Consider the following 26,500-nt stretch of genomic DNA (forward strand, 5'->3'; position numbering starts at 1 on the left):
ATGCCCGCCAGCCAGCCAGACCAATCCGCAACAGATAAACGCTGGAAGACCATCAACCTGGTCATGCAGCGACATGACCACCGGCCTGAGGCCCTCATTGAAACCCTGCACGCCGCGCAGGAGGCCTTCGGTTTTCTTGATCCGGAGACCCTTGCCTACATCGCGACACAGCTGGATGTTCCTCCCGCCAAAGTCTATGGCGTGACAACCTTTTATAATCACTTCAATTGCAGCCCCAGGGGAGAACATTTCCTGGAGATCTGCACCGGCACGGCCTGTCATGTCAAAGGCACTGATCGCATTGCCGCCTGGGCCCAGGAAAAATACGGCCTGGAACCCGGCCAGACCACAGCGGACAATCGGCTGTCGATGGTGGAGGTCCGCTGCGTCGGCGCCTGCGCCTTGGCGCCGGTCATCATCACCGACGGGACCCTCATCGGTGCAAAGACCATTGCCGAAACCACCGATCTTATCGAGGAGTGGCTCCATGACGATGCACCTTGAAGAACTGCACCAACTGGCCGATGATCGCCGCCGTGAACTGGAGGGCTTCGCCCACCACATCCTGGTCTGCACCAGCCTCGGCTGTCCGAAAAACAAAGAAATTATCGCCGCTTTTCGTCAGGCGCTCACCAACAGCGAAGCCGGGGAAAAAGTGCTGGTCAGAAAGGTGGGGTGCATGGGATTATGCGCCGCCGGCCCGGTGGTTCTCATTCTTCCCGAGGAAATTTATTACCAAAAGGTCGCGCCCGGGGATGCGGCCGAGATTGTCTCTGCCTTGGGCCGGGAACCGGTGCAGCGCCTGCTGCTGCCCTCGGATCTGCCTTTTTTTACCCGACAGTACAAAAATGTATTGGCTCTTTTCGGCCGCATCGATCCCGAAAGCTTGGAAGATTACCTGGCAGCCGGGGGGTATGAGGCTGCGGTAACAACCATAACCCGAATGCGGCCGACGGAGGTCATCCGTTCTATTGACAAAAGCGGCCTGCGGGGGCGCGGCGGTGCCGGCTACCCGACAGGCTTGAAATGGTCGACGGTTGCCAAGGCACAGGGAAAAAAGAAATACGTGGTCTGCAATGCCGACGAAGGCGATCCGGGCGCTTTCATGGACCGAGCCATTCTTGAGAGCACACCCCACGCCCTCCTGGAAGGCATCCTCATTGCCGCCTACGCAGTAGGAGCCGACTGCGCCTACATCTATGTGCGCGCCGAGTACCCCCTGGCGGTGCGGCGACTGAAGCGAGCGATCCGCGAAGCGCTTCGCGCCAATCTCCTGGGGACAGCTATCTGCGGCAGCGCTTTCAGTCTCACCATCCAGATCCGTCTGGGCGCCGGTGCTTTTGTCTGCGGTGAAGAAACAGCCCTGATCGCCTCGGTCGAGGGCGGCCGCGGCGTGCCTCGGCCACGTCCCCCTTATCCCGCCGAAAAAGGTCTCTGGGGGCGCCCCACCCTGATCAACAACGTCGAAACCCTTGCCAATGTCCCGGGGATCATCCAGCGGGGCGCGGACTGGTTCGCCGGTCTCGGCACGGAAAAAAGCAAGGGCACCAAGGTCTTCGCCCTCACCGGGACTATCAACAACGCCGGCCTGATCGAAGTGCCCATGGGCATGACCCTGCGTGAGATCGTTGAAGAGATCGGCGGTGGCATTCCCGGTGGTCATACCTTCAAAGCCGTTCAGACCGGTGGCCCCTCAGGGGGCTGCATCCCCGCTGAACACCTGGACACCCCGGTGAGTTATGAAAATTTAAGCGCCCTCGGTTCAATCATGGGATCCGGCGGCATGATCGTTATGGACGAGACCACCTCCATGGTTGATATCGTCACCTATTTCATGGCCTTCAGTATGGAAGAATCCTGCGGCAAATGCGTACCCTGCCGGGTAGGCACAGCACAGATGCACACCCTGCTGAAAAAATTCCAAACCCGAACCGCCATCGATGACGATCTCACCACTCTGGAGAGCCTCTGTCACCTGGTGCGGAACACCAGCCTCTGTGGTCTGGGACAATCGGCTCCCAACCCGGTGCTCAGCACCCTGAACTATTTTCGCCCGGAGTATCTCGAGCGCATCACCGGTCCTGTTGACCCCTGCCGCCAGGAGGAAAAACAATGACCGCCGCCCAGATCCTCACCCTGACAATCGATGGCAAACATGTCAGCGGCCTGGCCCATGAGACTCTTTTACAGGTAGCCCTGGAAAACGATATTGCCATTCCAACACTCTGCTGCCTGGAGGGATTGTCAAACCAGGGATCGTGCCGATTGTGCATGGTTGAGATCGCCGGCACGACCAAGCCTCAACCCGCCTGCGTCACCCTCATCCAGGAGGGTATGGTGGTCATTACCCAATCGGAAAATCTGCGCACATATCGCCGCACAATCATTGAACTGCTCTTTTCGGAACGGAACCATATCTGCGCGGTCTGCGTTGCCAACGAGCATTGCGAACTGCAGACCCTGGCCCGCGACCTGGGTGTCGACCATATCAGTTTTCCCGGTCGCTATCCGGCTCTGCCGGTCGACGCCTCCCACGACCGTTTTGTCCTCGATCACAACCGCTGCATCCTCTGCACGCGTTGCGTGCGGGTGTGTGCCGAAATCGAAGGCGCCCACACCTGGGACATTCAGGGCCGCGGCATCCGCAGCCTCATTACCGCCGATTTCAACTCCCCCTGGGGACAATCGACCACCTGCACCAGTTGCGGCAAATGCGTCCAGGTCTGCCCCACCGGGGCTCTCTTTGAAAAGGGCAGATCGGTTGCCGAGATGCTGAAAAAGCGGCCATCCCTGCCCTACCTCGTCTCCAACCGCACCAGGGAACAACAATGAACAAACCTCGACTGGCAACCCTCTGGCTCGACGGCTGCTCCGGCTGCCACATGTCCCTTCTTGATACCGACGAACGGTTACTGGACCTGGCCGCCAGGGTCGATCTGGTGTACAGCCCCCTGGTTGACTGCAAGCTCTATCCGGAGGCGGTGGATATTGCCTGCATCGAGGGTGCGGTAAGCACGGCTGAAGACGAATGCCGGCTGCGCAGCGTACGGGAGCGAACCAAATGTCTCATCGCCCTGGGCGATTGCGCCGTCACCGGCAATGTCCCGGCCATGCGCAACACCTGGGGCACCGATACGGTCCTTCGCTCAGTCTACCTGGAGCGTGAAGCCCTCGCGGCGCGGATCCCGACAGAGGATCTGCCGCTGCTCAGCGACAAAGCCCTGCCATTGCATACCTTCGTCAAGGTGGACTTTTTCCTTCCGGGCTGCCCGCCCTCTGCTGACACAATCTTTTCCGCTCTCACCGCCCTGATCGAGGGACGAAGCGCCGACCTGCGGCTCAACACCGGTTTCGGCACCTAGGAGTTCGCCATGGAACAGCAGATCACCATCGAACCGGTCACCCGCATCGAAGGCCACGCCAAAATCAGCCTGTTTCTCAATGATTCCGGACAGGTTGCCGATGCCCGCTTCCAGGTCACCCAGATCCGCGGATTCGAAAAATTCGTCGAGGGCCGCCCCTTTTTCGAAATGCCTTCCCTGACCGCACGGACCTGCGGCATCTGTCCGGTCAGCCACGAACTGGCCTCAGCCAAGGCCTGCGATCAATTGTTGGCGGTGACCATTCCCGAAACCGCCAAAAACCTGCGGCGCCTGCTCAACTGGGGCCAACTTATTCAATCCCATGCCCTGAGTTTCTTTTATCTTTCCGCCCCGGATCTTCTTCTCGGCATGGACCACCCGCCGGAAACACGTCATTTCCTTGGCATCGCCGCCCAGGACCCGCAGTTCGCCCGGGACGGCATCAGGCTGCGCCAGTTCGGCCAGCAGGTCATCGAACGGCTGGCCGGCCGGCGCATCCATCCCTCCTGGGTGGTGCCCGGCGGAGTAAACACCCCATTGTCGGAAGAGACCCGGACCGATCTCCTCAATGATATCCCCGAAGTCAAAAACCTGGCACTCAGCCACCTGCAACGGTTTAAACAATCACTTGAACAATACCAGGAATACATCGAACACTTCGCTTGTTTCCCCAGCCTGTATCTTGCCCTGACCAACGATGCAAATACCCTGGAACACTATGACGGCCGGCTGCGAATCATCGATCAACAGGGAACCCTCCTCAAGGACAGCAGCTCTCCGACTGAGTATGCTTCCTGGATCGGCGAAGCCATTGAACCCTGGAGCTATCTCAAATTCCCCTACTACGTACCCCACGGCTATCCCGATGGCATGTACCGGGTCGGCCCATTGGCCCGGCTCAACATCGCCGCCCGTTGCGGCACCGAACTGGCCGACCGGGAACTGGACGCTTTCCGGGCTCTCCAGGCGGGCCCGATCCAGAGTTCCTTTCATTACCATTACGCCCGTCTGATCGAAATCCTCTACGCGGTCGAGATGATCGAAAACCTGCTCAGCGACCCGGCTATAACCGATCAGCGGGTCCGGGCCACCGCAGGCGTCAACAACACCGAGGCCGTCGGCATGATGGAAGCCCCCCGGGGCACACTCATTCATCATTACAAGGTCAGCAACGACGGCCTGATTCAGTGGGCCAACCTGATCATCGCCACTGGCCACAACAATCTGGCCATGCACCGGGGGATACTGCAGGCAGCGCAGCGGTATCTGGGCCATGGTGAACTCCACGAAGGACTGCTCAACCGTATCGAAGCCGTCATCCGTGCCTTTGACCCCTGCCTGGCCTGTTCCACCCACGCGGTGGGACATATGCCCCTGGACGTACAGTTGATCGGACCGGACGGTACCAGACTGAAGCACATCCGGCGTTGAACTCTTTCACCTGAATCCGTGACGGCTGGATTCAGGTTTCATCGACCTGCACATCGCTCGACCGGCCTCTGCACACGAGTCGCTGCCAACGTTCCGCAATGAAAAGGCTGACATGAACAGTTGTTCGAACTTTTTTGCTTGACTACCGACGGAGAAAAAAATGGTAAAAAAAATCCTGGTTGCCTTTGATGGTTCCGAGCAATCGATGTATTCTTTTGCCTATGCTCTGGATCTGGCAGGAAATTGCTCGTCTGCTGTCCAGGAAATCAATGTGGTTGCCGTAGTGCAATTGCCGGAACTGGTTCTGGATGGTGACATGGATGAAATCATCGCGAACACCACCCGGCAATACCATGATATTTTCAAGGAGTTACATGACCAAGCCGCAGCACGGCAGGTTCAGATCACCACCGAGGTGCTCGTCGGTAACCCTGCTGATCAGGTCATCCGTTATGCTGTTGATCATGACATTGACATGATTTTTGCCGGTCAAACCGGTAAATCAGAAGTGCAAAGCTGGCTGATGGGTTCGGTCTCCAGGCGCATCGTCATTTATGCTCCCTGTTCGGTCGCCATAATCAAGCAAAAACCGAAGTGAGGTCCAGCCGTCAAGGATTCAGGATAAAGAAACGGCTCCATAACAATGGGATACAAATTGCTGCTGGTCATGGTGGGGGGTAGTCTGGGTGCGGCGAGTCGGTACGGAATCGGTCTGCTGAGTGCCAGGCTCTGGGGGGCAAGTTTCCCCTGGGGCACCCTCATCGTCAATCTTGTGGGCTGCTTTCTTGTCGGTCTGCTTTTTGCTCTGGCGGACCGCAGCCGCTTGCTGTCGCCGGATATTCGACTTTTGCTTATCACCGGTTACCTGGGGGCACTGACCACTTTTTCCACCTTTTCCCTGGAAACCGTCAATGCCGGTCGTGCCGGCCTGGTTCTTCAGCCGCTGACCAACATTCTTGCTAACAATCTGGGCGGGCTGACACTGGCCTATGTAGGGCTGCGGCTGGGCGGATTGAAATAAGACCTGCCGAGAACAGCGGGAGAAGAGATCGGCGGGGCGACAGCCCTGCCAGCAGCTTGTTAAAAAAATAACCCGGATCCGTGAGCATTTGTCCGGGCATCGGCTGTACACAGGTACATTGCACGGATGTCTTACCGGAATATCCTGTTGACTGGCAACTACCTGATTTGCTATAGCGTAACCATAGTTTGCCAGACTGATTCCACCCCATGTCACAGGTACTTGCTTCGCACCGCAACCGCAGGGAGAGGATGCACCGCGCGGCAAGGCATCCTGCCACCAGAGCGAGATGAACCTTATGGAACAAAAGAGGCGATACTCCACCTATCATTCGATTCATGATCGGCCACCGGTCGCTCTGCCGCCTCTCCGGCAAAGCGGCAAGAGTTCAGCTCAAACGCATGCTGCAGGATCTTCTATGAAAGGAATCTACGCTGGAAGCTACGACCCGCCAACCAATGGTCATTTATGGATGATCGAGCAGGGATCGCGACTTTTCAACGAATTTTATGTCGCTGTCGGCGAAAATTCGCAGAAAGAATACACCTTCAGCCTGGAAGAACGGATGGACATGCTGGAAGAGATGTGCGCACGTCTCCCCAATGTCAGGGTAGTGCACTTTGAGAATAAATTCCTGGTCAAATATGCTGAATCCATTGGTGTGGATTACATTCTCCGCGGCATCAGAAACGAAAAAGATTACACCTATGAACGAGGCATGCGCTACGTCAACTGCAACATGAACAAAAGGATTCAGACGCTGTTCATGATGTCGCCCCGCGAACTGGTTGAGGTCAGCTCCAGTCTGGTCAAAGGCCTGGTCGGCTCGGATGACTGGGAACAGGTGGTCAGGGAGTATGTGCCTGAATCTGTCTACTTCAGGATGCTGGATAAATTCCATGCCCTGCGTCCTCGGCAAACCCACCGCCGTCATCTCGAAAAAATCTGAACAACTGAAAAACGGCCACCTTCGGTCCCTAAAAAAGTACTGCCCCCTGCCATCGAATCGGTTTACCATTGATATATTCTATCAATAGTATATAAAAAACCGATCCGACTGGTTGAGCTGGCTGGTGCCGGCCGCGGGCTTCAACCCCGTTGGGCTGCCTGTGAAAGGGAAGCCGTTTGGTTCGATTCCAAAACCAGTCTCCTCGCTCCAGCCGCAACCACCCACCGGTGTGGGGAGGAAAAAGAAGTGCCCACCTACCTGCAACCGTTCAAGTGCCGCTGTGCTGAGCCCCTCAGTCCCGTGCAGGGCACGGACCTCGTCGGCCCTGTCAGCGATTCAACCGCCTGTCAAGAAACGACAGCCAGGCATCAAATCCCTCGCCGCTGGTGGCTGAGAGCGCCATCAACTCCAGGTCGGGCTTGAGAAGACCTGCCTCTTTGCGAACCTCTTCCATGGAAAAATCGAAATAAGGGAGCAGGTCCACCTTGGTAAGGAGAACCAAATCAGCTCCTTTGAAGGTGGCCGGATATTTAGCCGGTTTATCCGAACCCTCCGGCACCGACAGCAGGACCACTCGGATATGTTCACCCAGATCAAAGGTGGCCGGACAGACCAGATTCCCGACATTTTCGATGAAAATCAGGTCGTAACCGGCACCCTTGGCAAAATGCTCCAGCACATGCAGGCCGCCATGGACCAGGGGTGCGTCCAGATGGCAGGCCCCGCCGGTGGTGAGCTGCACCGCCGGCACTCCCTTGGCGCGGATACGTTCAGCATCGCGCTCGGTCTCGATGTCACCCTCGATCACGCCAATCCGCACTGTATCGCGCATGGCCTCGATGGTTCGCTCAAGCAAGGTGGTTTTACCGGAACCGGGACTGGAAATGAGGTTGATGGCCACGGCCCCCATCTTCTCAATATGCTGCCGGTTGGACATTGCCTGTTGGACGTTGGCCGCCAACAGACTCTGGTTGACTTCGACCACTTTGGGGTCGTGATGATGGTGCTCGTGCAGTTGACAGCCGCAGGTATCACACATGGGACTACTCCATTTCTACTTGATTGAGAATCAGTTCGGTGCCGCCTTGAGGGGAGAGACGATTCGACCCGCACCAGGGACATTTTCTGGCCGCCAGACCATGACGGGCCAGGTCCAGCCGTTCACTCTGCCTGGGGAAAGGGATAAGCGCCACTTTGTTGCACTCCAGACAGATGTATTCCGGGTCCGGAGTCTCCATGTCAAGAACCGCATCCCGGGTAGCCGGCCGCTCCGCCTTGAGAATATTGAAGCCAAAGGCAAAACTGTCCTGGACGATACCGGAAAAAGGACCGAGCGTGACCACGACCCGGGTGACCCGGGCAGCCTGATGCTTTCCGGCTAATTCAAGCAATTGTTCGAGCAGGCTCTGCGCCAGGGAAAGTTCATGCATTGGAGGAGATGCTCCCGTGAGAGAAAAAACCGGATTTCAGCAGATTCTCGGCAACGACTGCCCGGTCAATGGCTCAAGCAGCCGGGATCCACCAATTCTGGTGGTGAGAGTGACCTGCCCCGCTCCGGGTCCGCTGATCCTGCCGATACGAGCCGCCCCCCTGCCCTCCGGCACCTGTCGAAGCAATTGCAGAAGGTCTTCCGCCGCTTCCCGGGCACAAACGATGAGGCATTTGCCCTCATTGGCCAGATACAGCGGGTCGAGCCCTATCAGTTCGCAGGCCGTCGCAACCGGGGCCATGATCGGCAGCCGCTCTTCCTCAATGGTAATATCAACCTTTGACGCCCGGGCAATTTCACAAAGTGCTGTCGCCACTCCGCCCCGGGTGGGGTCACGGAGCACATGCACCCTACAGGCATCGGACTCCAGCAGGGCGCCGACCAGGCGGTGCAGTGGTTGGGTATCACTGAAGATATCACCATCCAGGTCGATGCCCGCCTGACGGCTCATGATGGTAATGCCATGATCGGCAAGGGTACCGGAAAGCAGAACCGTATCCCCCGGCACAGCCATTTTCACGGATACATCAAGACGATGAGAGACAATGCCAATGCCGGAGGTATTAATGAACATTCCATCGGCCTTGCCCCGGGGCACCACCTTGGTATCACCAGTGACAACAGCCACCCCGGCCGCTTCGCAACAGCGGGCCACCGAGGCAATGATCCGCTCAAGATCCGCCAGCGGAAACCCTTCTTCAATAATCAGCGCCAGACTGAGGGCGATGGGACGGGCGCCGCGCATGGCCAGATCATTGATGGTCCCATGCACCGCCAGCTCGCCGATATCACCGCCCGGGAAAAACAGGGGGTCCACGACAAAAGAGTCGGTGGAAAAGGCAAGACGACCGGCATATTCACCCAGGACGGCGCAGTCTTCCAGGTCGCGCAACTGAGGACTGGTGAGATATTTGAGGAACAGGTCGCTGATGAGGTTCTGGCTGGCCAGCCCACCGCTTCCGTGGTCAAGACTGATGATCGAATCTGCTTTCATGCCCTTGGTCTGTTATGCTTCATAAGTTTCCCCGCCCCCTTTGCGACTCTTCTTCTCACCGGAGTAGCGAAAAAAAGCGGCACAGGCCCCTTCGCTGGAGACCATACAGGGCCCCACCGGACGTAACGGTGTGCAACGTGCCCCATAGAGGGGGCAATCCGGTGGCAGCAGGCAGCCCTTGAGAACCTGACCGCAACGGCACCCCCCGGGTTCCCGGGTCGCCTGCAAGGCAATACCCAATTGCCGCAGGCCGTCAAAATCCTGGTATTCCGTGCGCAGAACCAGACCGCTGGCCGGGATCATGCCCAACCCCCGCCATTCGCTGTCCGCCGGCGTAAACACTTCCTCCATCAGCATCCTGGCCCTGACATTGCCCTCCTCGCTCACTGCCCGGGTATAGCAGTTGGTTACCCTAGGGCGGCCTGACTGGATCTGGCGGATCAGGCTGAGCAGGCCGGTGAGAATGTCGGCGGGTTCGAATCCGGCCACGGCACAGGCCAACTGATGTTTCTCCACCAGCGGGCGATACGCGCCGCTGCCGATGACCGCGCTGACATGCCCGGGGCAGAGCAGTCCATCGACCGGCAGGTCAGGATCATCCATGAGGGCGTCAAGAGCGGCGGGCATGGTTTTAATCGCAGCTATGATCAGAAAATTATCCACCCCAAGACGCCTGGCCTGCACCAGGGTGGCGGCGATGGTGGGGGCCGTGGTTTCGAAACCGACAGCCGCAAACACCACCGTGCACTCCGGTTCTCTTTGCGCCAGGGCCAGGGCATCCATGGGTGAGTAGACAATCTCCACTCGCGCACCGGCGGAGCGGGCCGTGGCCAGAGAAGCTTCTTCGCTGCCCGGCACCCTGATCAGATCACCAAAGGTGGCAAGGACAACCCGCGGCAATCGGGCGGCGGCGAGCAGGGCATCGATGTACCCAGCCGGAGTGACACAGACCGGACAGCCGGGACCGGACAGCAAGGTCATCTGTTCGGGAAGCAGCGAACGGATACCATGGCGAAAAATGGCCATGGTATGGGTGCCGCAGACCTCCATGATCCGCACCGGCTGCCGCAGACCGCGGGAGATCTCCGCTACCAGAGGCGCTGTGACCTCCCGGCTGCGGAACGCCTCATTCAACTGCATTCCGGTTCCCCGGGCAGACGCCCCTCCTCCTCCAGGACCTCGGCCATCCGCCGCATGAGGCTCAGGTTGTATTCGGCCTCCTCTTCGGTCAGGGTACGGATCGCAAACCCGGCGTGAATAATGACATACTCGCCCACCGCCGGAATCCTGTCCACCATTTCCAGCCGCACCTCCCGACGGATACCATCACCGGCCACCAGGGCAACCCCGGGATCAAGCAGTTCATCGGACCCGGTTATGACCTCCACCACCTGCAGAGGGACAGCTAAACACATGGGGTTCTTCCTCCTGTATACGCCTGACCAAGGGCGATGCCGCCGTCATTCATAGGCACCAGTTCACCAGCCAGGACGGAACAATCATGCTCTTCCAGCCGTTGGACCAGGGTTTCAAAAAGCAGTTTATTCTGCATACAACCACCGGACAGCACGATTTCATGCAGACCTGTCCGCTGCTGCAGTACAAGAAGCACCGTCACCAGGGACTCCACCAGCCACAGGTGAAAACGGCGGGCAATGACCGCGGCATCAATGTCCGCGGCAAGATCGCGGACTATGCACGCGGCCAGGGGAGCCGAATCGATGATCCACAGCCCTTCCTGCTCACGGCAGCCGAGCGGATAAGCGGAATGGACTGCAGACAATGGCGCCCGGACAGCAGCGGCCTCGAGCAGCATCGCTGCCTGCCCTTCATACGCATTGTCCAGGCACAGCCCGGTCAGGGCGGCAACAGCATCAAAAAGACGGCCGCAGCTGGAGGAGCGGGGACAATTGAGTTGTTTCACCAGCATCTGGGCCAGCACCCGTTGTTTCTCTCCAGGAATGGCTGCCAGGGCTGGCAACCGGGCGGCCTGGGCAAATGCCGCCGGACCCAGGCCCTGATACAAGAGCGCCAGGGCCATGCGCCAGGGTTCACGGGCCGCCCGGTCACCGCCGGGAAGGGGCAGGTGCGACAATCGCCCAAGACGCACAAAGCCGCCGCGGTCGGCGCGATAGATCTCCCCGCCGAAGACCGTACCGTCGGCACCGTAGCCAGCGCCATCAAGGACAACCCCGAGCACTGGCCCATCCACCCCATGCTCCGCCAGCACGGCGCCGATATGGGCATGGTGATGCTGGACGGCCCGGCAGGGCTGCTTGCGGCCGCGGGCAAAACGGGTGGAGAGATAATCGGGATGCAGGTCACAGGCACTCAATCTCGGAGTCGTAGCCAGAATTGAGCTGAAATGCTCGATGCTTTCCCGGTAAAAAGCGAAATTCTCCGCCCCGGTCAATTCTCCAATGTGCTGGCTGAGATAAGCCTGCTGATCGCGAACAAAACAGAAGCTGTTTTTCATCTCCGCTCCACAGGCAAGAATATCCGTGGTCGGATGTCGGAGTGGCAGCGGTACCGGGGCATACCCGCGCGCCCGGCGCAGCAGGCGGACTTTTCCGGCCATGATTCGCGCCACTGAATCATCAACCCGGGTAACGATCTCGCGATTGTGGAGAAGGAAAAAATCCGCCAACCCCTGGAGCCGCCGCAGGGCCTCGTCATTGCCGGTGCAGATCGGTTCGTCACTGCGATTACCGCTGGTCATCACCAGTGCAGCCGGTACGCGATCCTGGTGGAAAAGAAGGTGGTGCAAGGGCGTGGCGGGCAGCATCACCCCGAGAACATCCAGTCCGGGAGCCACCGCCGCCGCCAGGCCGGCGGTGGGCCGCTGTTCTCCAAGGACAATGGGATGCTCCGGTGAGGTGAGCAAGGCTGCTGCTTCATCGGACAGGTAACAGAACGCCCTGGCAGCCTCCAGATCCCGGACCATGACCGCCAGAGGCTTACCCTGGCGATGCTTGCGGGTCCGTAGCGCGGTTACCGCTGCCTGTGAACCCGCGTCCACGGCAAGGTGAAAACCGCCCAGCCCCTTGATCGCCACCACGGCCCCTTCAGCCAGGGCTGCGGCGGCCTGGCTCAAGGCATCGCCATCAAGGGGAATACCATCGTGGTCATGCCAGCTCAGACGCGGGCCGCAGGCCGGGCAGGCGTTGGGTTGCGCGTGAAAACGGCGATCAAACGGATCGTGATATTCGCGGCTGCACCCCTCGCACATGGGGAAGACCCGCATCGATGTGTTGGGCCGGTCATACGGAATCCGTTCGACAATGGAGAAACGGGGACCGCAATTGGTGCAGTTGGTAAAGGGATAGCGAAAGCGACGGTTGTCGGGATCGAGGATTTCAGCCAGACAGTCGGTGCAGGTGGCTAAGTCCGGAGCAATCGGCACAAGAGCCTGTCCTTCGGAGCGGCTGGGAAGAATGCGAAAACCAGTCTCTCTACTGTCCAGAGCCTGCGCGGCACACACATCAATATCAGCGATGCGGGCCACCGGAGGCGCTTCATTGCGCAACGCGGCAATGAAGCCATCCAGGACTGCCGCCGGACCATCAACATGAATATGAACACCCTGTCCATCATTGACCACCGTTCCGCTCAAGGCAAATCGATGCGCCAGCCGATAGACAAAGGGCCGGAACCCCACGCCCTGCACTACCCCATGGACCGTGAGTCGCCGGGCGGTTGTCTCGATTTCACTCATGGGTGTGGTCATTGTCACAGGTCCCTTGGTCCCGGTTCCGCTGTAACGACCGAACCGGGCCGCATTATTTCCTAGCAGGTATACTCTAGCAGCAAGACCATCTTTGCACCATGCTTTTTTTCCACACGACCATTCAGCCCAATTGGCATAAATCAGCAGGAAATTAGGGACACTTCCCTATTTAATTTTTGTTAAAAAATTAAATAGGGAAGTGTCCCTAATTTCCCCTAATTTCCCCTAATTTCCTCTAATTTCCTTATCTACCCATCCCCTTCGGCCTGACGCTGAATCTCCCGGTATCGTTTGGAATGGACCACCTTCTGCTTCTCCAGATCCTCGATCTCTTCCCGACTGAGATGAATGAGTCCACAGACAGGACAGGAGAGATCCATATCGTCATGGGCAGCCCGCTGCTTGAGTTCGTCCACGGTCATATGGCCGACGGAGCCACAGGCACAGTCAGGCGATTCAACCCGCACGATAACCCGGTCTGTTTTTCTGGTTTTTGCTTGCATACGCATACCCGAGCAGGTGTACGGGAGGAGGAAGACCTGACCCGCGGGTGGAGGTTCAACGGTGCAGACTGCGCACCGGTGTACCATGATGATCAAAAAGAGTGACCACAACTGTCGGACCGCCATCCAGGCGGTGAGTTGCGCAGGAAATTCAGGGGTCATAGGCCCGGACCGCCATCTCGATCCGGTTGAGGATCTCTTCATCAGCGGCCCCGTTGCCGATCAGGCGATCCGCGGCCTGGCGGACACAGAGCTGCATAGGGGCCACATTATGGGTGGTGCCGACAATCAGATTGGCCCGGGTAATACACCCGTTCCCGTCGGTTGCATACTCATGGAGCAGGGTGCCCCGCGGTGCCTCGACGTGACCTATGCCTCTGCCGGCGCCGGGTTCGACCACATGATGAACCAACGGCTCGACAATCCGTTCGTCGGCAAGCAGCTCCAGGGTTCGTTCACAGGCATACACCAGCTCGATCAATCTGGCCCAGTGGTACAGCAGGGTACCCTGGGCCGGGCGCCCGAACAGTTCCCGAAAAGCCTCCAGTTCTTCCTGAGCCCTGGGGGTGGCGATGTGGTCACAGACATTGATCCGGGCCAGGGTATTGGCCCGGTATATCCCCCTGGGCTGCGATGAATCCAGGGAAATTCCCTCGCCCCAGGATCTGGCATACACCATCTTGGCATACGACCAGGGTTCGACATGCTCGGCCAGAAACTGATCATATTCCTCGACCGGAAATTCGACCAGACCACCGCCGGGGTCCATCAGCCGCAGCAGACCGTCGTACAGGCGCAGAGATCCCTGGGCGTCAACCGTGCCGAGAAACCCTGTGGTCACCGATCCCAGCGAGAGCATTTCCTCGACAAAACGGGAAAAGATCCGTTCCTTGGCAAAGGCAAGCGATTGACAGGCAAAATCAAGCAGCACCTGACCGTCGGCAAGCAGATCCCGCTGCTCCCCGGCGTCCATGGGCCTGGCAAAGCCGCCAACCACGCCGGCCACCGGATGGATGGCCTTGCCGGCAAAGCGCTCCAGCATGGCCAGGGCTAACTGTCGCATGCGCACCACCCGGGCGGCCAGCTCGGGCTCACTGCGGACCAGACCCATGACATTGCGGACCGAATAATCGCTTTCCGGGCCAAGAACAAAGTCCGGGGCGGCAAGAAAGAAAAAATGGAGAATCTTGTCATGGATATGAGCCAGCACCTGGGCCAGTTCCCGCAACAGATTCCCGGCTGGAGGGGGACTGACCCCGAAACAGCCATCAATGGCCTTGACCGCCGCCAGGTGATGCATCCAGGGACAGATACCGCAGATCCTGGTGACGATCCGGGGAATCTCTTCCGCCGGCCGACCGATGACAAATTGCTCGAATCCGCGCAAAGCGGTGATCTCCACCCGGGCATCACTGACCCGCCCGCTCTCGTCAAGATCAATCCTGATCCGGGCGTGGCCCTCGATTCTGGTTATCGGTTCAATGGTTATTGCCCGCTTCATGCCAGCCTCCCTCATTTCCTTTCCCCTTTTGGCCTGAGTCGGCCGTGGGCCCCGCTGAAGCGCAACAGTGATGTGCGATCGATAATGGTGCGATAATCGATGCCATTGCTGGCCAGGGCGTTCATCATGTCGAGAAGCTGGTTGCCGTACTTACGAACAGGGCCATAGCAGCCGCGACAGGAGACACGGCTGCGCAGGCAAAGCGGCACATCCCTGCCGCCGCAGCCTCCGGCGGTCACCGGCCCCATGCAGAGCAACCCCTGCTCCAGGAGACAGCGCATCCGGTCCAAAGGTTCCCCTGGAGTATACGCGGCCCTGACCGTACCCCGATGGATCGTGGCCTGCCCTTTTCCTGTCCGTACGGTGGGACAGGTTTCACAGACGCTCTTATGCGGCAGACGCTGCTCTTCCCGTTGTATCAAGGCCTCCAGAACCGCGATGATCATCTCAGGACGCGGCGGGCAGCCGGGCAGACAGACATCCACCCGCACCTGCTCGTCAATGCTGGACACCCGGTCCAACAGGGCCGGCACACCATCGGGGACAGGAGCGGTATCGGTGGTTGCGGTGCTGAACACGGTCTCCATGGTCTGGCCGGCGGTCCATTGATTGCGCATCGCCGGTATACCGCCGTGACCGGCGCAGGTACCAACAGCGATAAGGACCCGGCATTGCCGCCGCATGGCCGTGAGGATCTTGAGATGACTCGCCAGACCGACCCCTCCGGTCACCAGGCCGATATCGGCCTCGGGCAGGGAGAGATCGCCTTCCTCACCTGGATCCGCAATGTACTTATGGTCCATGAGCAGAGGGAAGTGGACAATATCAACCAGCTGAAAAAGCGAGAACAGCAGCTCGCCGCTGTTCAACAGAGCGATTTCACAACCCGAACAACCATGGAGCCACTCAAAATTGAGTCTAGGTTTCATTGATGAGCCTTCCTGCGCCGCCGGCGGTGAACACCGGCGAACCTCGGTCCAGGTCCGCCAGCCTGGCAATCATGTGATGAAAAGCTTTCACCAGCCGCTCCGGTTCCGCCGAGGACACCCAGGTCAGCTCGAAGCGCTCGCTCGCATACCCCAGATCTTCCAGGGTATCGACAATCACCTCGGCCCGGGCCAGAGCCACCTCATTGCCTTTGAGATAATGGCATTCCCCGAGATGGCAGCCGATGAGCATAACTCCGGCGGCTCCTTTATCAAGGGCATGCAAAACCTGTTGCGGATGGACCATGCCTGAGCACAGCACCCGGATAATCCTGATCGATCCGGAGTACTGCAGACGGGAGATGCCGGCCAGGTCAGCCGCGGCATAGGAGCACCAGTTGCAGCAGAAAGCGATGATTTTCGCGTCCCAGTTCATGTCCCCTCCGCTACCGTATCATCCAGGGCGGCGTCCACCTGGGCCTCGATCTGCGCGCAGGTAAAGCCGGCAACATCAACGCCCTGTTTCGGGCAGGTCCCCTGACAGATGCCGCAGCCCTTGCACAGCACCTGATCAATGACCACTGATTTCAAAACCACGCCTTTTTCATCTTCATATTCCACCAGGGTAATGGCCCGGTACGGGCAGACCTCGATACACAGACCGCAGCCGTCGCAGCGCCCCGGGTCGACCTGGGCAACGTAGGCCTCCAAGGCAATTTCCTTGCGGGCCAGGAGGCAACCGGCCTTGCCGGCGGCGGCCAGAGCCTGGGAAATGGATTCTTCCAGAGGCTTGGGATAGTGGGCCAGACCGGCGACGAACACACCGTCAACGTGAAACTCCACCGGTCGCAGCTTGGCATGGGCCTCCTGAAAAAACCCATCGGCATTGAGAGGCAGCTTGAACAGATTGGCCAGATCCGATGCGTCCGGACTGGCCAGGGTAGCGCTGGCAAGGATCACCACATCTGCCTGGATCTGCAGCGGTCGATGCAGGACATGATCCCAGACCTCGACCAGGACCCCGTCCCTTTCCCGAGAGAGTTTTGGCGGACCGTGGAGTTCGTAGTTGATAAAGACAATGCCCAGTTCCCGGGCCTTGTTATAGAGGCGCTCGCGCTGGCCGTAAGTGCGGATTTCCCGATAAAGGATGTAGATCCGGCGGGACGGGGCCTCTTTTTTCAACTTGATGGCACTTTGAATCGAGTGGGTACAGCAGGATTTCGAGCAATACGGCCGCTCCTGATTGCGGCTGCCGACGCACTGGATAAAAACAAAGGAGGTACCCCGGGCCACCCTGGCTTCATTGTGCATGTGGAGTTTGTCGAATTCAATGGAGGCCACCACCTTGGGAATTTTGCCGTATTCGAATTCTTCGGGAATGTAGCGTTTGGCCCCGGTGGTGATGAGAACAACACCATGGCGGACGGTTTTCCTTCGTCCGGAGTCGCCCCTGAGGGTTGTGGTGAAATTGCCGACGTGGCCGGCCACCTCCACCACTGTGCTGTGATAGAACACGGCAATTCGAGGATGATTAACCACCTCGCTGCGCAGTCCATCGAGGTAGCGGGGTACATGCTCACCGCTCCAGGTCTGGAACAGATGGAGGGCATTGCCTCCTAGCTGACCGGTCTTTTCCACCAGATGGACATCAAAGCCCTGCAGCGCCAGATTGAGGGCCGCGGTCATGCCCGCCACCCCGCCGCCGATAACCAGAGCCGAGGGGGTGATGGGAATACGCAGGGGATGCAGGGCACGGAGACCACTGACCTTGGCCACCGCCATTCGGATCAGATCCTTGGCTTTGGCGGTGGCGGTCTGCTGGTCAAAACCATGCACCCAGGCATTCTGATTGCGGATATTGGCCATCTCCAGCAGATACTCATTGATACCGGCGGATCTGAGGGTAGCGCGAAACAGCGGTTCATGGGTCCTGGGGGTACAGGCTGCCACCACGATCCGATTGAGTTCCCGATCCCTGATCTGCTGCCCCATGATATCCTGGGTATCCTGGGCGCAGGTAAAGAGGTTACGTTCCACGGAAACCACATTCGCCAGGGTAGCGGCATAGGCGGCCACCTCCTCGATATCGACCACTCCGGCGATATTGGTCCCGCAATGACAGATAAATACCCCGATCCGCGGCTCCCGCAGGCGCACATCCTGTTCCAGGGGAAACGACGCTGTTCTGGTCAGGGAATGACGCGCCCCGCTCAACAGGACGGCAACGGAGGCTGCTGCTGCCGAGCCGCCGATCACCGACTGGGGAATATCCCGGGGACCGTTGAAGGCGCCGCAGGTGAAAATACCCTCCCTGGACGTGTGTACCGGCATAAAGGCCGAAATGGCGGCAAATCGGTCCGGGGTCATCTGGATACCGATTCTATCCGCCAGGCTGACCATGTCATCCGCTGTTTCCAGGCCCACCGAGAGGACCACCAGGTCGACGATCTCCTCGACCTGCCTGCCCTGAACACTGATATAATGCAGACGGAGATCGCCCCTGGTCCCCCTGGGTTCGACCCCATGGATCCGGGAGCGGACAAAGCGGATCCCCGTCTCGCTGCGGGCCCGCTCGAAATAACGGTCGAATTCCTTGCCGTGGGTCCGTATATCGGTATAGAAAATGGTCACCTCCAACTCAGGATTGGCCTCCTTGACCATGACCGCCTCCTTGATCGCATACATGCAGCAGACCGAGGAGCAGTATTCATTACCGCAATGGTGTTTGTCTCGACTGCCGATGCATTGGAGAAAGGCGATCCTGCGCACCGGTTTGCCGTCAGAGGGTCGGTGGAGCACGCCGCTGGTGGGTCCGTCCGGAGCCAGGTAGCGTTCAAACTGCAGCGAGGTGATGACATTGGGATACACCCCATACCCCCAGGCCTTGATCACGGCGGGATTAAAGGTCTGAAACCCCAGGGCCATGACCACCGCTCCGACCCGGATTTCCTCTTCCAGGGCACGGTCGTCGAACCTGATGGCTTCGGGCGGGCAGATTTCAGCACACACACCACACTTGCCCTCCTGGCTGAGATACAGACAGGCCTCGGCATCGATCTGGTACTTGAAGGGCACAGCCTGGGGATATTTGATATAGATCGCCTTGCGCCCGGCGATATGACCGCTGAAAGGGTCGTCGACGCTTTGGGGGCAGTGGGCGCTGCACTGCCCGCAGGCAATACATTTTTCGGTGTCGACATAGCGGGGTTTCTGTCGCACCCGCACCACGAAATCTCCGGGCCGACCGGCGATGTCGAGGACGCTGCCCAAGGTAAGGATGCGGATATTGGCATGCCGGCCGCACTCCACCAGCTTGGGGGCGATGATGCACATGGAGCAGTCGTTGGTGGGAAAGACCTTGTTGTACTGCGGCATGGCGCCACCGATGGCCCCGGTTTTCTCCACCAGGTAGACATAATACCCCGAGTCGGCCAGATCCAAAGCTGCCCGCATCCCGGAGATACCGCCGCCGATGACCATAACCGCGCCAACCGGCTCCGAGGCGGTCATGTCAACGCTACCATTATGACCGATCATGGCTGCTCCTGCTCGGTCGGCACCAGACAATCAGCGACCAGTTCCCAGAGATAACAGACTGTAATGTTAAGGTTGAACTCCCGACACAGGGATTGGGCCAGTTGATCCCTGCAGGTCTGGCAGGAGGTCACCACCAGTCTGGCTCCGGATTCACGAATCTGACGAGCCTTGATGCGGCCATGATAGACCCGTTCCGCGGTAAAGGGGCTGGTCCAGCCGCCGCCGCCGGCACCGCAGCAATAATTTTCTTCCCGATCCGGCACCAGTTCGACATATTTCGTACAACACGAATGCACCAGGGTCCGGGCCTCCGCAAAAAAACCGTGACCAAAGGTTTTCAATGATTTGCGGCCATAATTGCACGAATCGTGCAAAGTGACCACGGTTTTGTCGGAGACGGGCCGGACCCTGATTCGCCCCTGGTTGAAATACTCGAGCAGCAGGTCAAAGACCGAATAGATCTTCAGGCGCTGCAGGATTGCGGGAAACCAGCGTTCCAGGGCATAACGGGTGGCGTAGTAGGCATGACCGCATTCGGGCAGGAGCAGAGCCGTGCAGTTGAGCCGTTCGACATTGTCCACCATCCGTCTGGCCAGGGTCTGCATGACACTGTCGTCGCCGGCGTGCAGCCCCCAGTTGACGCCTTCCCAGTTTTCCGAGGAAATGGTCCATGATTCGCCGGCAGCATGAAAAATCCGCCACCACCAGGTCAGGTTGTCGGGTTCGGCAAAGGGTTCCTTGGAATTGACGGTCACCAACAGCCGAGCACCGGTTTTATCGATGGGGGTCACAAATCCCGGGCAGACGGATCGGGCAAGATCTTTGCCGAGTTGTTGCAGGAGAGCAACGAAATCCTCCCTGGGGATACCCAGATTATTACCGGTCTGCAGACAGGTGGATATCCCTTTCTGCAGGGGCAGGGGAACCGTGGCCCGGTCACGGCGAGCACGGATGCGGTGCATCAGTTGGACAATCTCGACATGCATCGGGCAGACGATTTCACATTTGCCGCACAGCGTGCACTTCCAGGGCCAATCGCTGGCCAGAAGTTCCTCATCCATGCCCAGAAAGGCCATACGGACGATTTTGCGGGGATCGAGTGCATCAACACCGGCTATGGGACAGGCACCGGCACAGGAGCCGCAAGTCTGACAGATATCAATCTGGGAGGGAAGCGTGGCCAGCAAACCGGCTGTCGCCCCGAGCCGGACCGCGGGGACAGGGACAGCCGTTCTCGAGACAACCGGTTCCTCGGCGGCCGATTCCGGAATCAACCGCGGTTCCCGACCGTATTTCTCACAGAGCTGTTTGTAGTCTTCCCAATGGATCAGATAACGGCGCCCCGGCCCCTCCTGAGCGGGCAACAGTCCGGAGTTGATCCAGTTGCGGATGGTGTTGCGGTGCACCCCGAACTCCTCAGCCAATTCATTGACCTTGACTTCGTAGATCACGTCAGCCCCGTCCCGGCTGTCTCGCCTGGATAATAGGTGTGGATACACTCGAGAATACGGTCTCGGGCCTCGGCCACCGCTGCCTGCATGCGGGGTGACAACCCCGGAGCGATGCGCTCGGGAACCACGGCAAGAGAAGCGACAAACAATTCCACTCTGATCCCGGTTTCCTGTTCCAGCTCCGCAAGCAGGTTGACCGTGGGGAACTGGTGCAGGGAATAATCATGGCTCTTACGAGGAGAGAGAGCTGCCGGCCGTATCCGCCTCACCAGCCCATCTCCGGACGCATCGGCACATGGTTCACCTGCATCAGCAACAATGAGCATTTCGGGGCGCAGAGCAGGCAGCATCAGATACTCGAGCAGGTAATCGCGGATGGAGGTCCCGGCATCGACAAGACAGACCGTTGCCCGCAGGTCGGCATCGCTGAGGGCCTCGATCACCGCTGGACCGAAACCATCGTCGCCAAGAAGCGTATTGCCACAGCCGAAAACAGCGACTTTCGGGACCGCAGCCGACCGGCTTTTGTGCAAGGTGTGCATAATATCAACACTGTGACATGGTATACCACGTCTGCGCAAGGAAAAACAGCAGCCTGAATCCGTGCACATTCCTCCCGAAGGAAGGCCGGTGCAGGGTATAACAAGATAGACCCCAAACAAGCGTCCAACCGTCACTAATTCAGGAGCAGCAACCAGACCATTTGCCACGCTGCCCCACCTGGAAGAAACAACGGCGGACAGGGGAATTTCATGGTATAGACAAGTTCTGGCAATCAGACCTGATCGTCGGCGCGTCGACGCGGGATTTTCCTCTGTCGACGGTAGCTTTCACTTCAGGCACATGCACTCGAGTACATTCCATGGCGCCGAAAACCCAATTTTCCATTCCGCCGGTGGTCTGTTTCACCGGCTGGCACAATTCCGGCAAAACCACCCTGGCCAGTCAAGTGGTCACAGCCCTCACCTCCAGGGGCTACAGGGTAGCGGTGATCAAATCGACCAAGGAAACCGGACTGACCCCCGACCCCCCGGCCACTGACACCGCCAGGTATGCACGGGCCGGCGCCGACAGCGTCGCTCTTCTGGCTCCGGACCAGCTCATTCTGCGCAGCGGTCCGCGGGGCAGCGATCTCCCCTCCCTGGCGTATCGCTATTTTCGTGACATGGACCTGGTGATCGCGGAAGGATTCAAACAGGCCGACGGTGTGGACAAGATAGAGGTCCGGCACAACGAAGATGCACCGCTGCTGCGCGGCCAGGTCCCCGGCATCGTGGCCGTGGCCGCCAACCACGCCCTGACCGATGGCCTCGTCTTCCGTCTTGATCAGGTGACGGCGATCACCGATTTCCTTGTCGCGCGTTTTCTCGCTGGTCCGGAATCGGGAGCGCAATGGGTCCACGCAGTCGCCAATGGTCGCCCCATCCCCCTGCCCAAGACGCTTCAGGAGCAGTTGACCGCTCTTTTGCGACCCTGTCTCGATTCACTAGCGCCAACCGGAGAGACAGCCACCCTGGAACTCACCCTACGTTCTGCCCCGCAAGATAAACGGATCCCCTGAAGCGCGTCGAGTGAGACCACCAGAGGAGCCAGCCACGTCCACATCCCTCAATTTCGGGGTGCACCCCTGGTTTTTGAAGACATTCTCAATACCCACCAGCATCCAAAATTCGAAGAGCATGATGAGTATCTGTTCATCATCCTCAAGACCATCGCCTGGACGGTTACAAAAAAACTATCTCCGGTTTCTCTTTTCCTGTACAATTCACTTGCGACCCAATCATTCTCAACCGGGAGATCATCCAGGTATGTTTGAAGAAGTCCTTTTGTATCCACATAACAATACCGTTCCTCCGACCGCCGTCCCTGTCTGCAATGTCCAACCGTTTTTCCATTCACGATTTTTTCTCTCTGCAACCAGCCCGACACAACGCACCAGGCTGGGTGCTGCTGTTTGCCCTGCTCACTGCCTTGATCCTGACCACATGGTGGAACCCGGCCACAGCTGAAACCATCGCTACCGAACCTGTATCGCCGACCATCTCTGCCCTGGAAACAGATTTGGACCTGCTCTCCACGGTCTCCCTTTCCAGCCAGACCGAGCCTTACTGGTATGAGCGCCGTACCTTGGTCATCGCTGCTCTGACTTTCATGTTCCTTGAGGGTGTGTTGATCATCTGGCTGATCAGGCTGCTCCTCCGCCAGCGGCACCTGCGCCGGGAAGCCCGTCAGGGAAGCGAACGGTTTAAAAATCTCTTCGACCTGGCGCCCTTTGCCTGCACGGTCAATGACCTCGAGGGTCGCTATCTGATGGTCAACCAGGCTTTCAGTCAAAGTACCGGGGTCCCTGCCGCGGAAGCGCTGGGGCGCACCAGCCTCGAACTGGGGATTATTTTTGACCGGGATTCCGTCCGCACCATCAACGAAGAACTGGAGCGCCATGGCATAGCTTCCGGCCTGGAGGCAACCCTGACCATCCGGGAGCATAAAATCCTTCACACCCTGCACGCCTGCAAATTCATCGACTGGAACGGCGGCAAGGCCCTGCTCACCGCCACCGCCGATATTACCCGGATCCTGGAAACCGAACAGGCCCTGCGGCAGAGCGAGGAACGCTATCGTGATCTGGTGGAAGGGGCTAATATCATCATTATAAAATTTGACACCTCCGGGGTGGTTACCTTTGCCAACGAATACGCCCTCCACTTCTTCGGCTACTCCGAGGCAGAGCTGATCGGTAAAAATGTTGTCGGTACCATCGTACCGGAGATGGAGTCCTCCGGCAGGGACCTGGTGCGGATGATCGCCGCCATCTGCCAGGACGATGAGACCCTGCGCGACAATATCAACGAAAACAAGACCCGGGACGGCCGCCGGATCTGGATCCACTGGAACAATCGGGTCACAAGGGATAAAGAAGGGCACATTCTGGAAATTTCCTCCTTTGGCAGCGACATAACCAAACGTAAACAGGCCGAGGAGGAACAGGAGAAGCTGCGCAGGCAGCTGCTGCAGGCGCAGAAAATGGAATCCGTCGGCCGCCTGGCGGGAGGGGTGGCCCATGATTTCAACAACATGCTCGGGGTGATCATCGGTTACACCGAGCTGGCACTGGAAAACATCGCTCCGACTGATCCCCTGCGCAGAAAATTACTCCAAATCCTCAATGCCGCCGAGCGTTCCGCGGAATTAACCCGGCAACTGCTCGCCTTTGCCCGCAAACAACCCATTGCGCCGCGGACACTCGATCTCAACAAGGCTGTGGAAAAAACCCTCAATATGCTTCGCCGACTCATTGGTGAGGATATCGAACTCACCTGGCAGCCGGCCCCGGGTTTGTGGCCGGTGCTGATGGACCCGGCCCAGGTCGATCAGATCCTGACCAACCTCTGCATCAATGCCAAGGATGCCATTACCGGTAAAGGAAGGATTACCATTACCACTGCCAACCGGGTTGTCGATGCGATCTCCTGTGCCGCCTGCCCAGGCTTGACCCCGGGTGCCTACGTCCTGATCACGGTCAGCGATAATGGTTGCGGCATGAACCTGGAGATCCAGGAACAAATTTTTGACCCCTTCTTCACCACCAAAGACCATGGCCAGGGCACCGGCCTGGGTTTAGCCATGGTCAATGGTATCATCACCCAGAACAAGGGCTGCATCCATTGCACCAGCACACCTGGGCAAGGCACCGAATTTACAATCTATCTTCCCCGCCATCGTGACGACGACCAGCAATGCAAAAATGAGCCGGCTGACATCGCACCCCTTACCGGCAAGGAAACCATCCTCCTGGTCGAAGATGAACCTACCCTGCTCGACCTGAGCACTGTCATGCTCCAGTCCCTCGGCTACACCGTGCTCAGCGCCTCCGGGCCGGATGTGGCCCTTGGCCTGACCCGCGACCACGACAATATCGATCTGCTCATCACTGATGTGATCATGCCGGGAATGAATGGCAAGGAATTGGCCCGGCAGGCCCTGAACCTCCAACCAACCATGCGCTGTCTGTTCATGTCCGGGTACACCGCCGATGTCATCGGTAAGCAGGGTGTGCTTGAACCAGGTGTGCAATTCATCCAAAAGCCCTTCTCCATAACGACCCTGGCAGCCAAGGTGCGTGAGGTCCTGGGCCACCAGCAGCCCCCCGGATAATTCGTCGATCCCCCTGCATCAGCACCCGGCATATCAGATCCTCCTCAATAAATCTCGACCAGGGAATTCCGTCCGATTATCCTTTTTTATTGACAGAGAGGTTCTGGTGTATTCTCATCAATCGCCAACGGAACCAACCATCCCTGACCTCCAGCCGGGATTCCTTGCCGGAATTCCTTGGCAATGGAAGCATGGGAGATGACACTGCAAGGACTTCTCTGAAAAGGCAGAACAATGATTGATACGGACAACGACGAAGAAGATATCCTGGAAGAGTGCGCTGTCTGTGGTGGCGACATCATCATCGACAGTTTTTGCGAAGAGGACGACATCGTATACTGCAATGATTGTGAAGCAGAATATCTGATCCGTTCCCTTGACCCGATTCGGCTGAAATTGTTCGATGACGAAATCGATACGGATCCCGATGACGCCGATGACGAAGACTATGACTGATCCATGCCGGCCGGGAGGCGCTGCTGTCGCCTTCCGGAGGCCCAGCGCCATCTTTGCCCTTCGAGGTGCTACCCATGAATTTTCTCAATCTGTCGGCAAAGAAGCCTGCCTACGCGCAAGCAAAAGCGGTCATTCTCCCCATTCCCTGCGGTGGCTTGACCCCGGCAGCCCTGGCTCTGGACAAAGGGCCGGAGGCGATTCTGCTAGCCTCCCATATGCTGTCATCCTATGACGCTGAAACCAACACCGACATCACCGAACTGGGTATTCACACCCTGCCCCCCCTTTCCTGCCCTGCCTCCCCCCAGGAGGCGATGGAGGAGCTGATTGCTCAGGCCACTCAGCATTTCAAGAAAAACAAACTGGTCGTCGGCATCGGTGGCAGTCACCTGGTCAGCCTCGGCATGGTCCGGGCAGCCGCGGAAAAATATAACGGTCTGGGCGTCCTTCATCTCGGTGCCCACCCACACCTGATCACCGGCAGTCACGACAGCGTGCAGGAAAACGGGGTCATGGCCCGGATACGTGAAAAATGCCCCGTTTCTCACGTCGGCATCCGCAGCATGACCAAAAGCGAACGGAAGGCGATCCATCTCGACAACCTGGTTTTTGCCCGGGACATCCACACCAACGGACTCAACGCGGTGGTCGACGCCATTGACCTGCTCCCGGAAAAACTCTATGTCGCCATCAATCTCGACGTACTGGACCCGGCCTGCATGCCCGCGGTTATCCGACCGGAACCGGGAGGACTGGATTGGTATACCCTCAACGGGCTGATCCGGATAGCCGCCAGGGAAAAATCCATTGTCGGTTTTGATATCACCGGACTCGTTCCCCGCCCAAACGACCCCCATGCGCAACTGCTGGCAGCCAAATTGATCGCCAAGATCCTGATTTGTGTTCTCCAGCCCACTCTCTGAAAGCGGCTGGGGCGAAAAACAGTGAACCTATCCTGGATCCATGAGCGTCCAGCCGTCACGGATTCAGCCGTATGA

At 58.5% G+C, this 26,500-nt stretch carries 25 protein-coding genes and 1 tRNA gene; 13 read left to right on the forward strand and 13 right to left on the reverse strand.

All coding sequences use genetic code 11. The features are described 5' to 3' along the window. From JWG43_RS00580 to JWG43_RS00620, 9 genes are all read left to right on the forward strand, one after another. Complete coding sequence (locus JWG43_RS00580; RefSeq protein WP_205240860.1) at positions 1 to 504, forward strand: NAD(P)H-dependent oxidoreductase subunit E; 504 nt, start codon at positions 1 to 3, stop codon at positions 502 to 504. Then, on the forward strand, positions 494 to 2,116 hold the full coding sequence (gene nuoF / locus JWG43_RS00585; protein ID WP_205240953.1) for an NADH-quinone oxidoreductase subunit NuoF: 1,623 nt from the start codon (positions 494 to 496) through the stop codon (positions 2,114 to 2,116). The genes JWG43_RS00580 and nuoF overlap by 11 nt, the downstream gene beginning before the upstream one ends. Beyond that, a complete protein-coding gene (hoxU, locus tag JWG43_RS00590; protein WP_205240861.1) occupies positions 2,113 to 2,832 on the forward strand; it encodes a bidirectional hydrogenase complex protein HoxU in 720 nt (239 codons plus the stop codon). The genes nuoF and hoxU overlap by 4 nt, the downstream gene beginning before the upstream one ends. Continuing rightward, on the forward strand, positions 2,829 to 3,362 hold the full coding sequence (locus JWG43_RS00595) for an NADH-quinone oxidoreductase subunit B family protein (RefSeq protein ID WP_205240862.1): 534 nt from the start codon (positions 2,829 to 2,831) through the stop codon (positions 3,360 to 3,362). The genes hoxU and JWG43_RS00595 overlap by 4 nt, the downstream gene beginning before the upstream one ends. A gap of 9 nt (positions 3,363 to 3,371) precedes the next feature. After that, on the forward strand, positions 3,372 to 4,793 hold the full coding sequence (locus JWG43_RS00600) for a Ni/Fe hydrogenase subunit alpha (RefSeq protein ID WP_205240863.1): 1,422 nt from the start codon (positions 3,372 to 3,374) through the stop codon (positions 4,791 to 4,793). Positions 4,794 to 4,953: 160 nt separating this feature from the next. Continuing rightward, entirely contained in the window at positions 4,954 to 5,391 is a 438-nt protein-coding gene (locus tag JWG43_RS00605) for a universal stress protein (protein WP_205240864.1), read from the forward strand. Positions 5,392 to 5,436: 45 nt separating this feature from the next. Continuing rightward, positions 5,437 to 5,814: a fluoride efflux transporter CrcB gene (gene crcB, locus JWG43_RS00610; protein WP_205240865.1), complete on the forward strand. Its 378-nt coding sequence runs from the start codon at positions 5,437 to 5,439 to the stop codon at positions 5,812 to 5,814. Positions 5,815 to 6,232: 418 nt separating this feature from the next. Beyond that, on the forward strand, positions 6,233 to 6,763 hold the full coding sequence (coaD, locus tag JWG43_RS00615; protein WP_205240866.1) for a pantetheine-phosphate adenylyltransferase: 531 nt from the start codon (positions 6,233 to 6,235) through the stop codon (positions 6,761 to 6,763). Positions 6,764 to 6,876: 113 nt separating this feature from the next. Beyond that, positions 6,877 to 6,959, forward strand: a tRNA-Sec gene (locus tag JWG43_RS00620). Positions 6,960 to 7,091: 132 nt separating this feature from the next. On the opposite strand, the gene hypB is transcribed toward JWG43_RS00620, so the two are convergent. From hypB to JWG43_RS00685, 13 genes are all read right to left on the reverse strand, one after another. Then, entirely contained in the window at positions 7,092 to 7,802 is a 711-nt protein-coding gene (gene hypB, locus JWG43_RS00625; RefSeq protein ID WP_205240867.1) for a hydrogenase nickel incorporation protein HypB, read from the reverse strand. A gap of 4 nt (positions 7,803 to 7,806) precedes the next feature. Further along, positions 7,807 to 8,193: a hydrogenase maturation nickel metallochaperone HypA/HybF gene (locus JWG43_RS00630; RefSeq protein WP_205240868.1), complete on the reverse strand. Its 387-nt coding sequence runs from the start codon at positions 8,191 to 8,193 to the stop codon at positions 7,807 to 7,809. Between the two features lie 36 nt (positions 8,194 to 8,229). Beyond that, entirely contained in the window at positions 8,230 to 9,246 is a 1,017-nt protein-coding gene (gene hypE, locus JWG43_RS00635; RefSeq protein WP_205240869.1) for a hydrogenase expression/formation protein HypE, read from the reverse strand. 12 nt (positions 9,247 to 9,258) lie between these two features. After that, a complete protein-coding gene (hypD, locus tag JWG43_RS00640) occupies positions 9,259 to 10,386 on the reverse strand; it encodes a hydrogenase formation protein HypD (protein WP_205240870.1) in 1,128 nt (375 codons plus the stop codon). Then, positions 10,377 to 10,661: a HypC/HybG/HupF family hydrogenase formation chaperone gene (locus JWG43_RS00645; RefSeq protein WP_205240871.1), complete on the reverse strand. Its 285-nt coding sequence runs from the start codon at positions 10,659 to 10,661 to the stop codon at positions 10,377 to 10,379. Before JWG43_RS00645 ends, hypD begins: the two co-directional genes overlap by 10 nt. After that, positions 10,652 to 12,961, reverse strand: coding sequence for a carbamoyltransferase HypF (hypF, locus tag JWG43_RS00650; protein ID WP_205240872.1), 2,310 nt, complete (start codon positions 12,959 to 12,961; stop codon positions 10,652 to 10,654). Before hypF ends, JWG43_RS00645 begins: the two co-directional genes overlap by 10 nt. A gap of 260 nt (positions 12,962 to 13,221) precedes the next feature. Further along, positions 13,222 to 13,476 carry a hypothetical protein gene (locus JWG43_RS00655; protein ID WP_205240873.1) on the reverse strand — a complete coding sequence of 85 codons (255 nt, stop codon included), beginning with the start codon at positions 13,474 to 13,476 and terminating at the stop codon, positions 13,222 to 13,224. A 151-nt stretch (positions 13,477 to 13,627) separates the two neighbouring features. After that, a complete protein-coding gene (locus JWG43_RS00660; RefSeq protein WP_205240874.1) occupies positions 13,628 to 14,977 on the reverse strand; it encodes a Ni/Fe hydrogenase subunit alpha in 1,350 nt (449 codons plus the stop codon). 11 nt (positions 14,978 to 14,988) lie between these two features. Then, positions 14,989 to 15,906, reverse strand: a complete 918-nt coding sequence (locus JWG43_RS00665; protein WP_205240875.1) for an NADH-quinone oxidoreductase subunit B family protein — start codon at positions 15,904 to 15,906, stop codon at positions 14,989 to 14,991. Continuing rightward, on the reverse strand, positions 15,896 to 16,339 hold the full coding sequence (locus tag JWG43_RS00670) for a hydrogenase iron-sulfur subunit (protein ID WP_205240876.1): 444 nt from the start codon (positions 16,337 to 16,339) through the stop codon (positions 15,896 to 15,898). The genes JWG43_RS00665 and JWG43_RS00670 overlap by 11 nt, the downstream gene beginning before the upstream one ends. Then, entirely contained in the window at positions 16,336 to 19,413 is a 3,078-nt protein-coding gene (locus JWG43_RS00675) for an FAD-dependent oxidoreductase (RefSeq protein ID WP_205240954.1), read from the reverse strand. The genes JWG43_RS00670 and JWG43_RS00675 overlap by 4 nt, the downstream gene beginning before the upstream one ends. A gap of 23 nt (positions 19,414 to 19,436) precedes the next feature. Then, on the reverse strand, positions 19,437 to 20,888 hold the full coding sequence (locus JWG43_RS00680; RefSeq protein ID WP_338033208.1) for a 4Fe-4S dicluster domain-containing protein: 1,452 nt from the start codon (positions 20,886 to 20,888) through the stop codon (positions 19,437 to 19,439). Then, complete coding sequence (locus JWG43_RS00685) at positions 20,888 to 21,433, reverse strand: hydrogenase maturation protease (RefSeq protein WP_205240878.1); 546 nt, start codon at positions 21,431 to 21,433, stop codon at positions 20,888 to 20,890. Before JWG43_RS00685 ends, JWG43_RS00680 begins: the two co-directional genes overlap by 1 nt. Before the next feature lie 320 nt (positions 21,434 to 21,753). Between JWG43_RS00685 and mobB the strand changes: the two genes are divergently transcribed. From mobB to JWG43_RS00705, 4 genes are all read left to right on the forward strand, one after another. After that, positions 21,754 to 22,452 carry a molybdopterin-guanine dinucleotide biosynthesis protein B gene (gene mobB / locus JWG43_RS00690; RefSeq protein WP_205240879.1) on the forward strand — a complete coding sequence of 233 codons (699 nt, stop codon included), beginning with the start codon at positions 21,754 to 21,756 and terminating at the stop codon, positions 22,450 to 22,452. Between the two features lie 314 nt (positions 22,453 to 22,766). Then, positions 22,767 to 25,046 carry a hybrid sensor histidine kinase/response regulator gene (locus tag JWG43_RS00695; protein ID WP_205240880.1) on the forward strand — a complete coding sequence of 760 codons (2,280 nt, stop codon included), beginning with the start codon at positions 22,767 to 22,769 and terminating at the stop codon, positions 25,044 to 25,046. A 234-nt stretch (positions 25,047 to 25,280) separates the two neighbouring features. After that, positions 25,281 to 25,502, forward strand: a complete 222-nt coding sequence (locus tag JWG43_RS00700) for a hypothetical protein (RefSeq protein WP_205240881.1) — start codon at positions 25,281 to 25,283, stop codon at positions 25,500 to 25,502. A 74-nt stretch (positions 25,503 to 25,576) separates the two neighbouring features. Beyond that, entirely contained in the window at positions 25,577 to 26,425 is an 849-nt protein-coding gene (locus JWG43_RS00705) for an arginase family protein (RefSeq protein WP_205240882.1), read from the forward strand. The last annotated feature ends 75 nt before the right edge of the window (positions 26,426 to 26,500 follow it).

Origin of the sequence: Desulfobulbus alkaliphilus (genome assembly GCF_016918545.1) — a bacterium.
In the GTDB taxonomy this organism is placed as follows: domain Bacteria; phylum Desulfobacterota; class Desulfobulbia; order Desulfobulbales; family Desulfobulbaceae; genus Desulfobulbus; species Desulfobulbus alkaliphilus.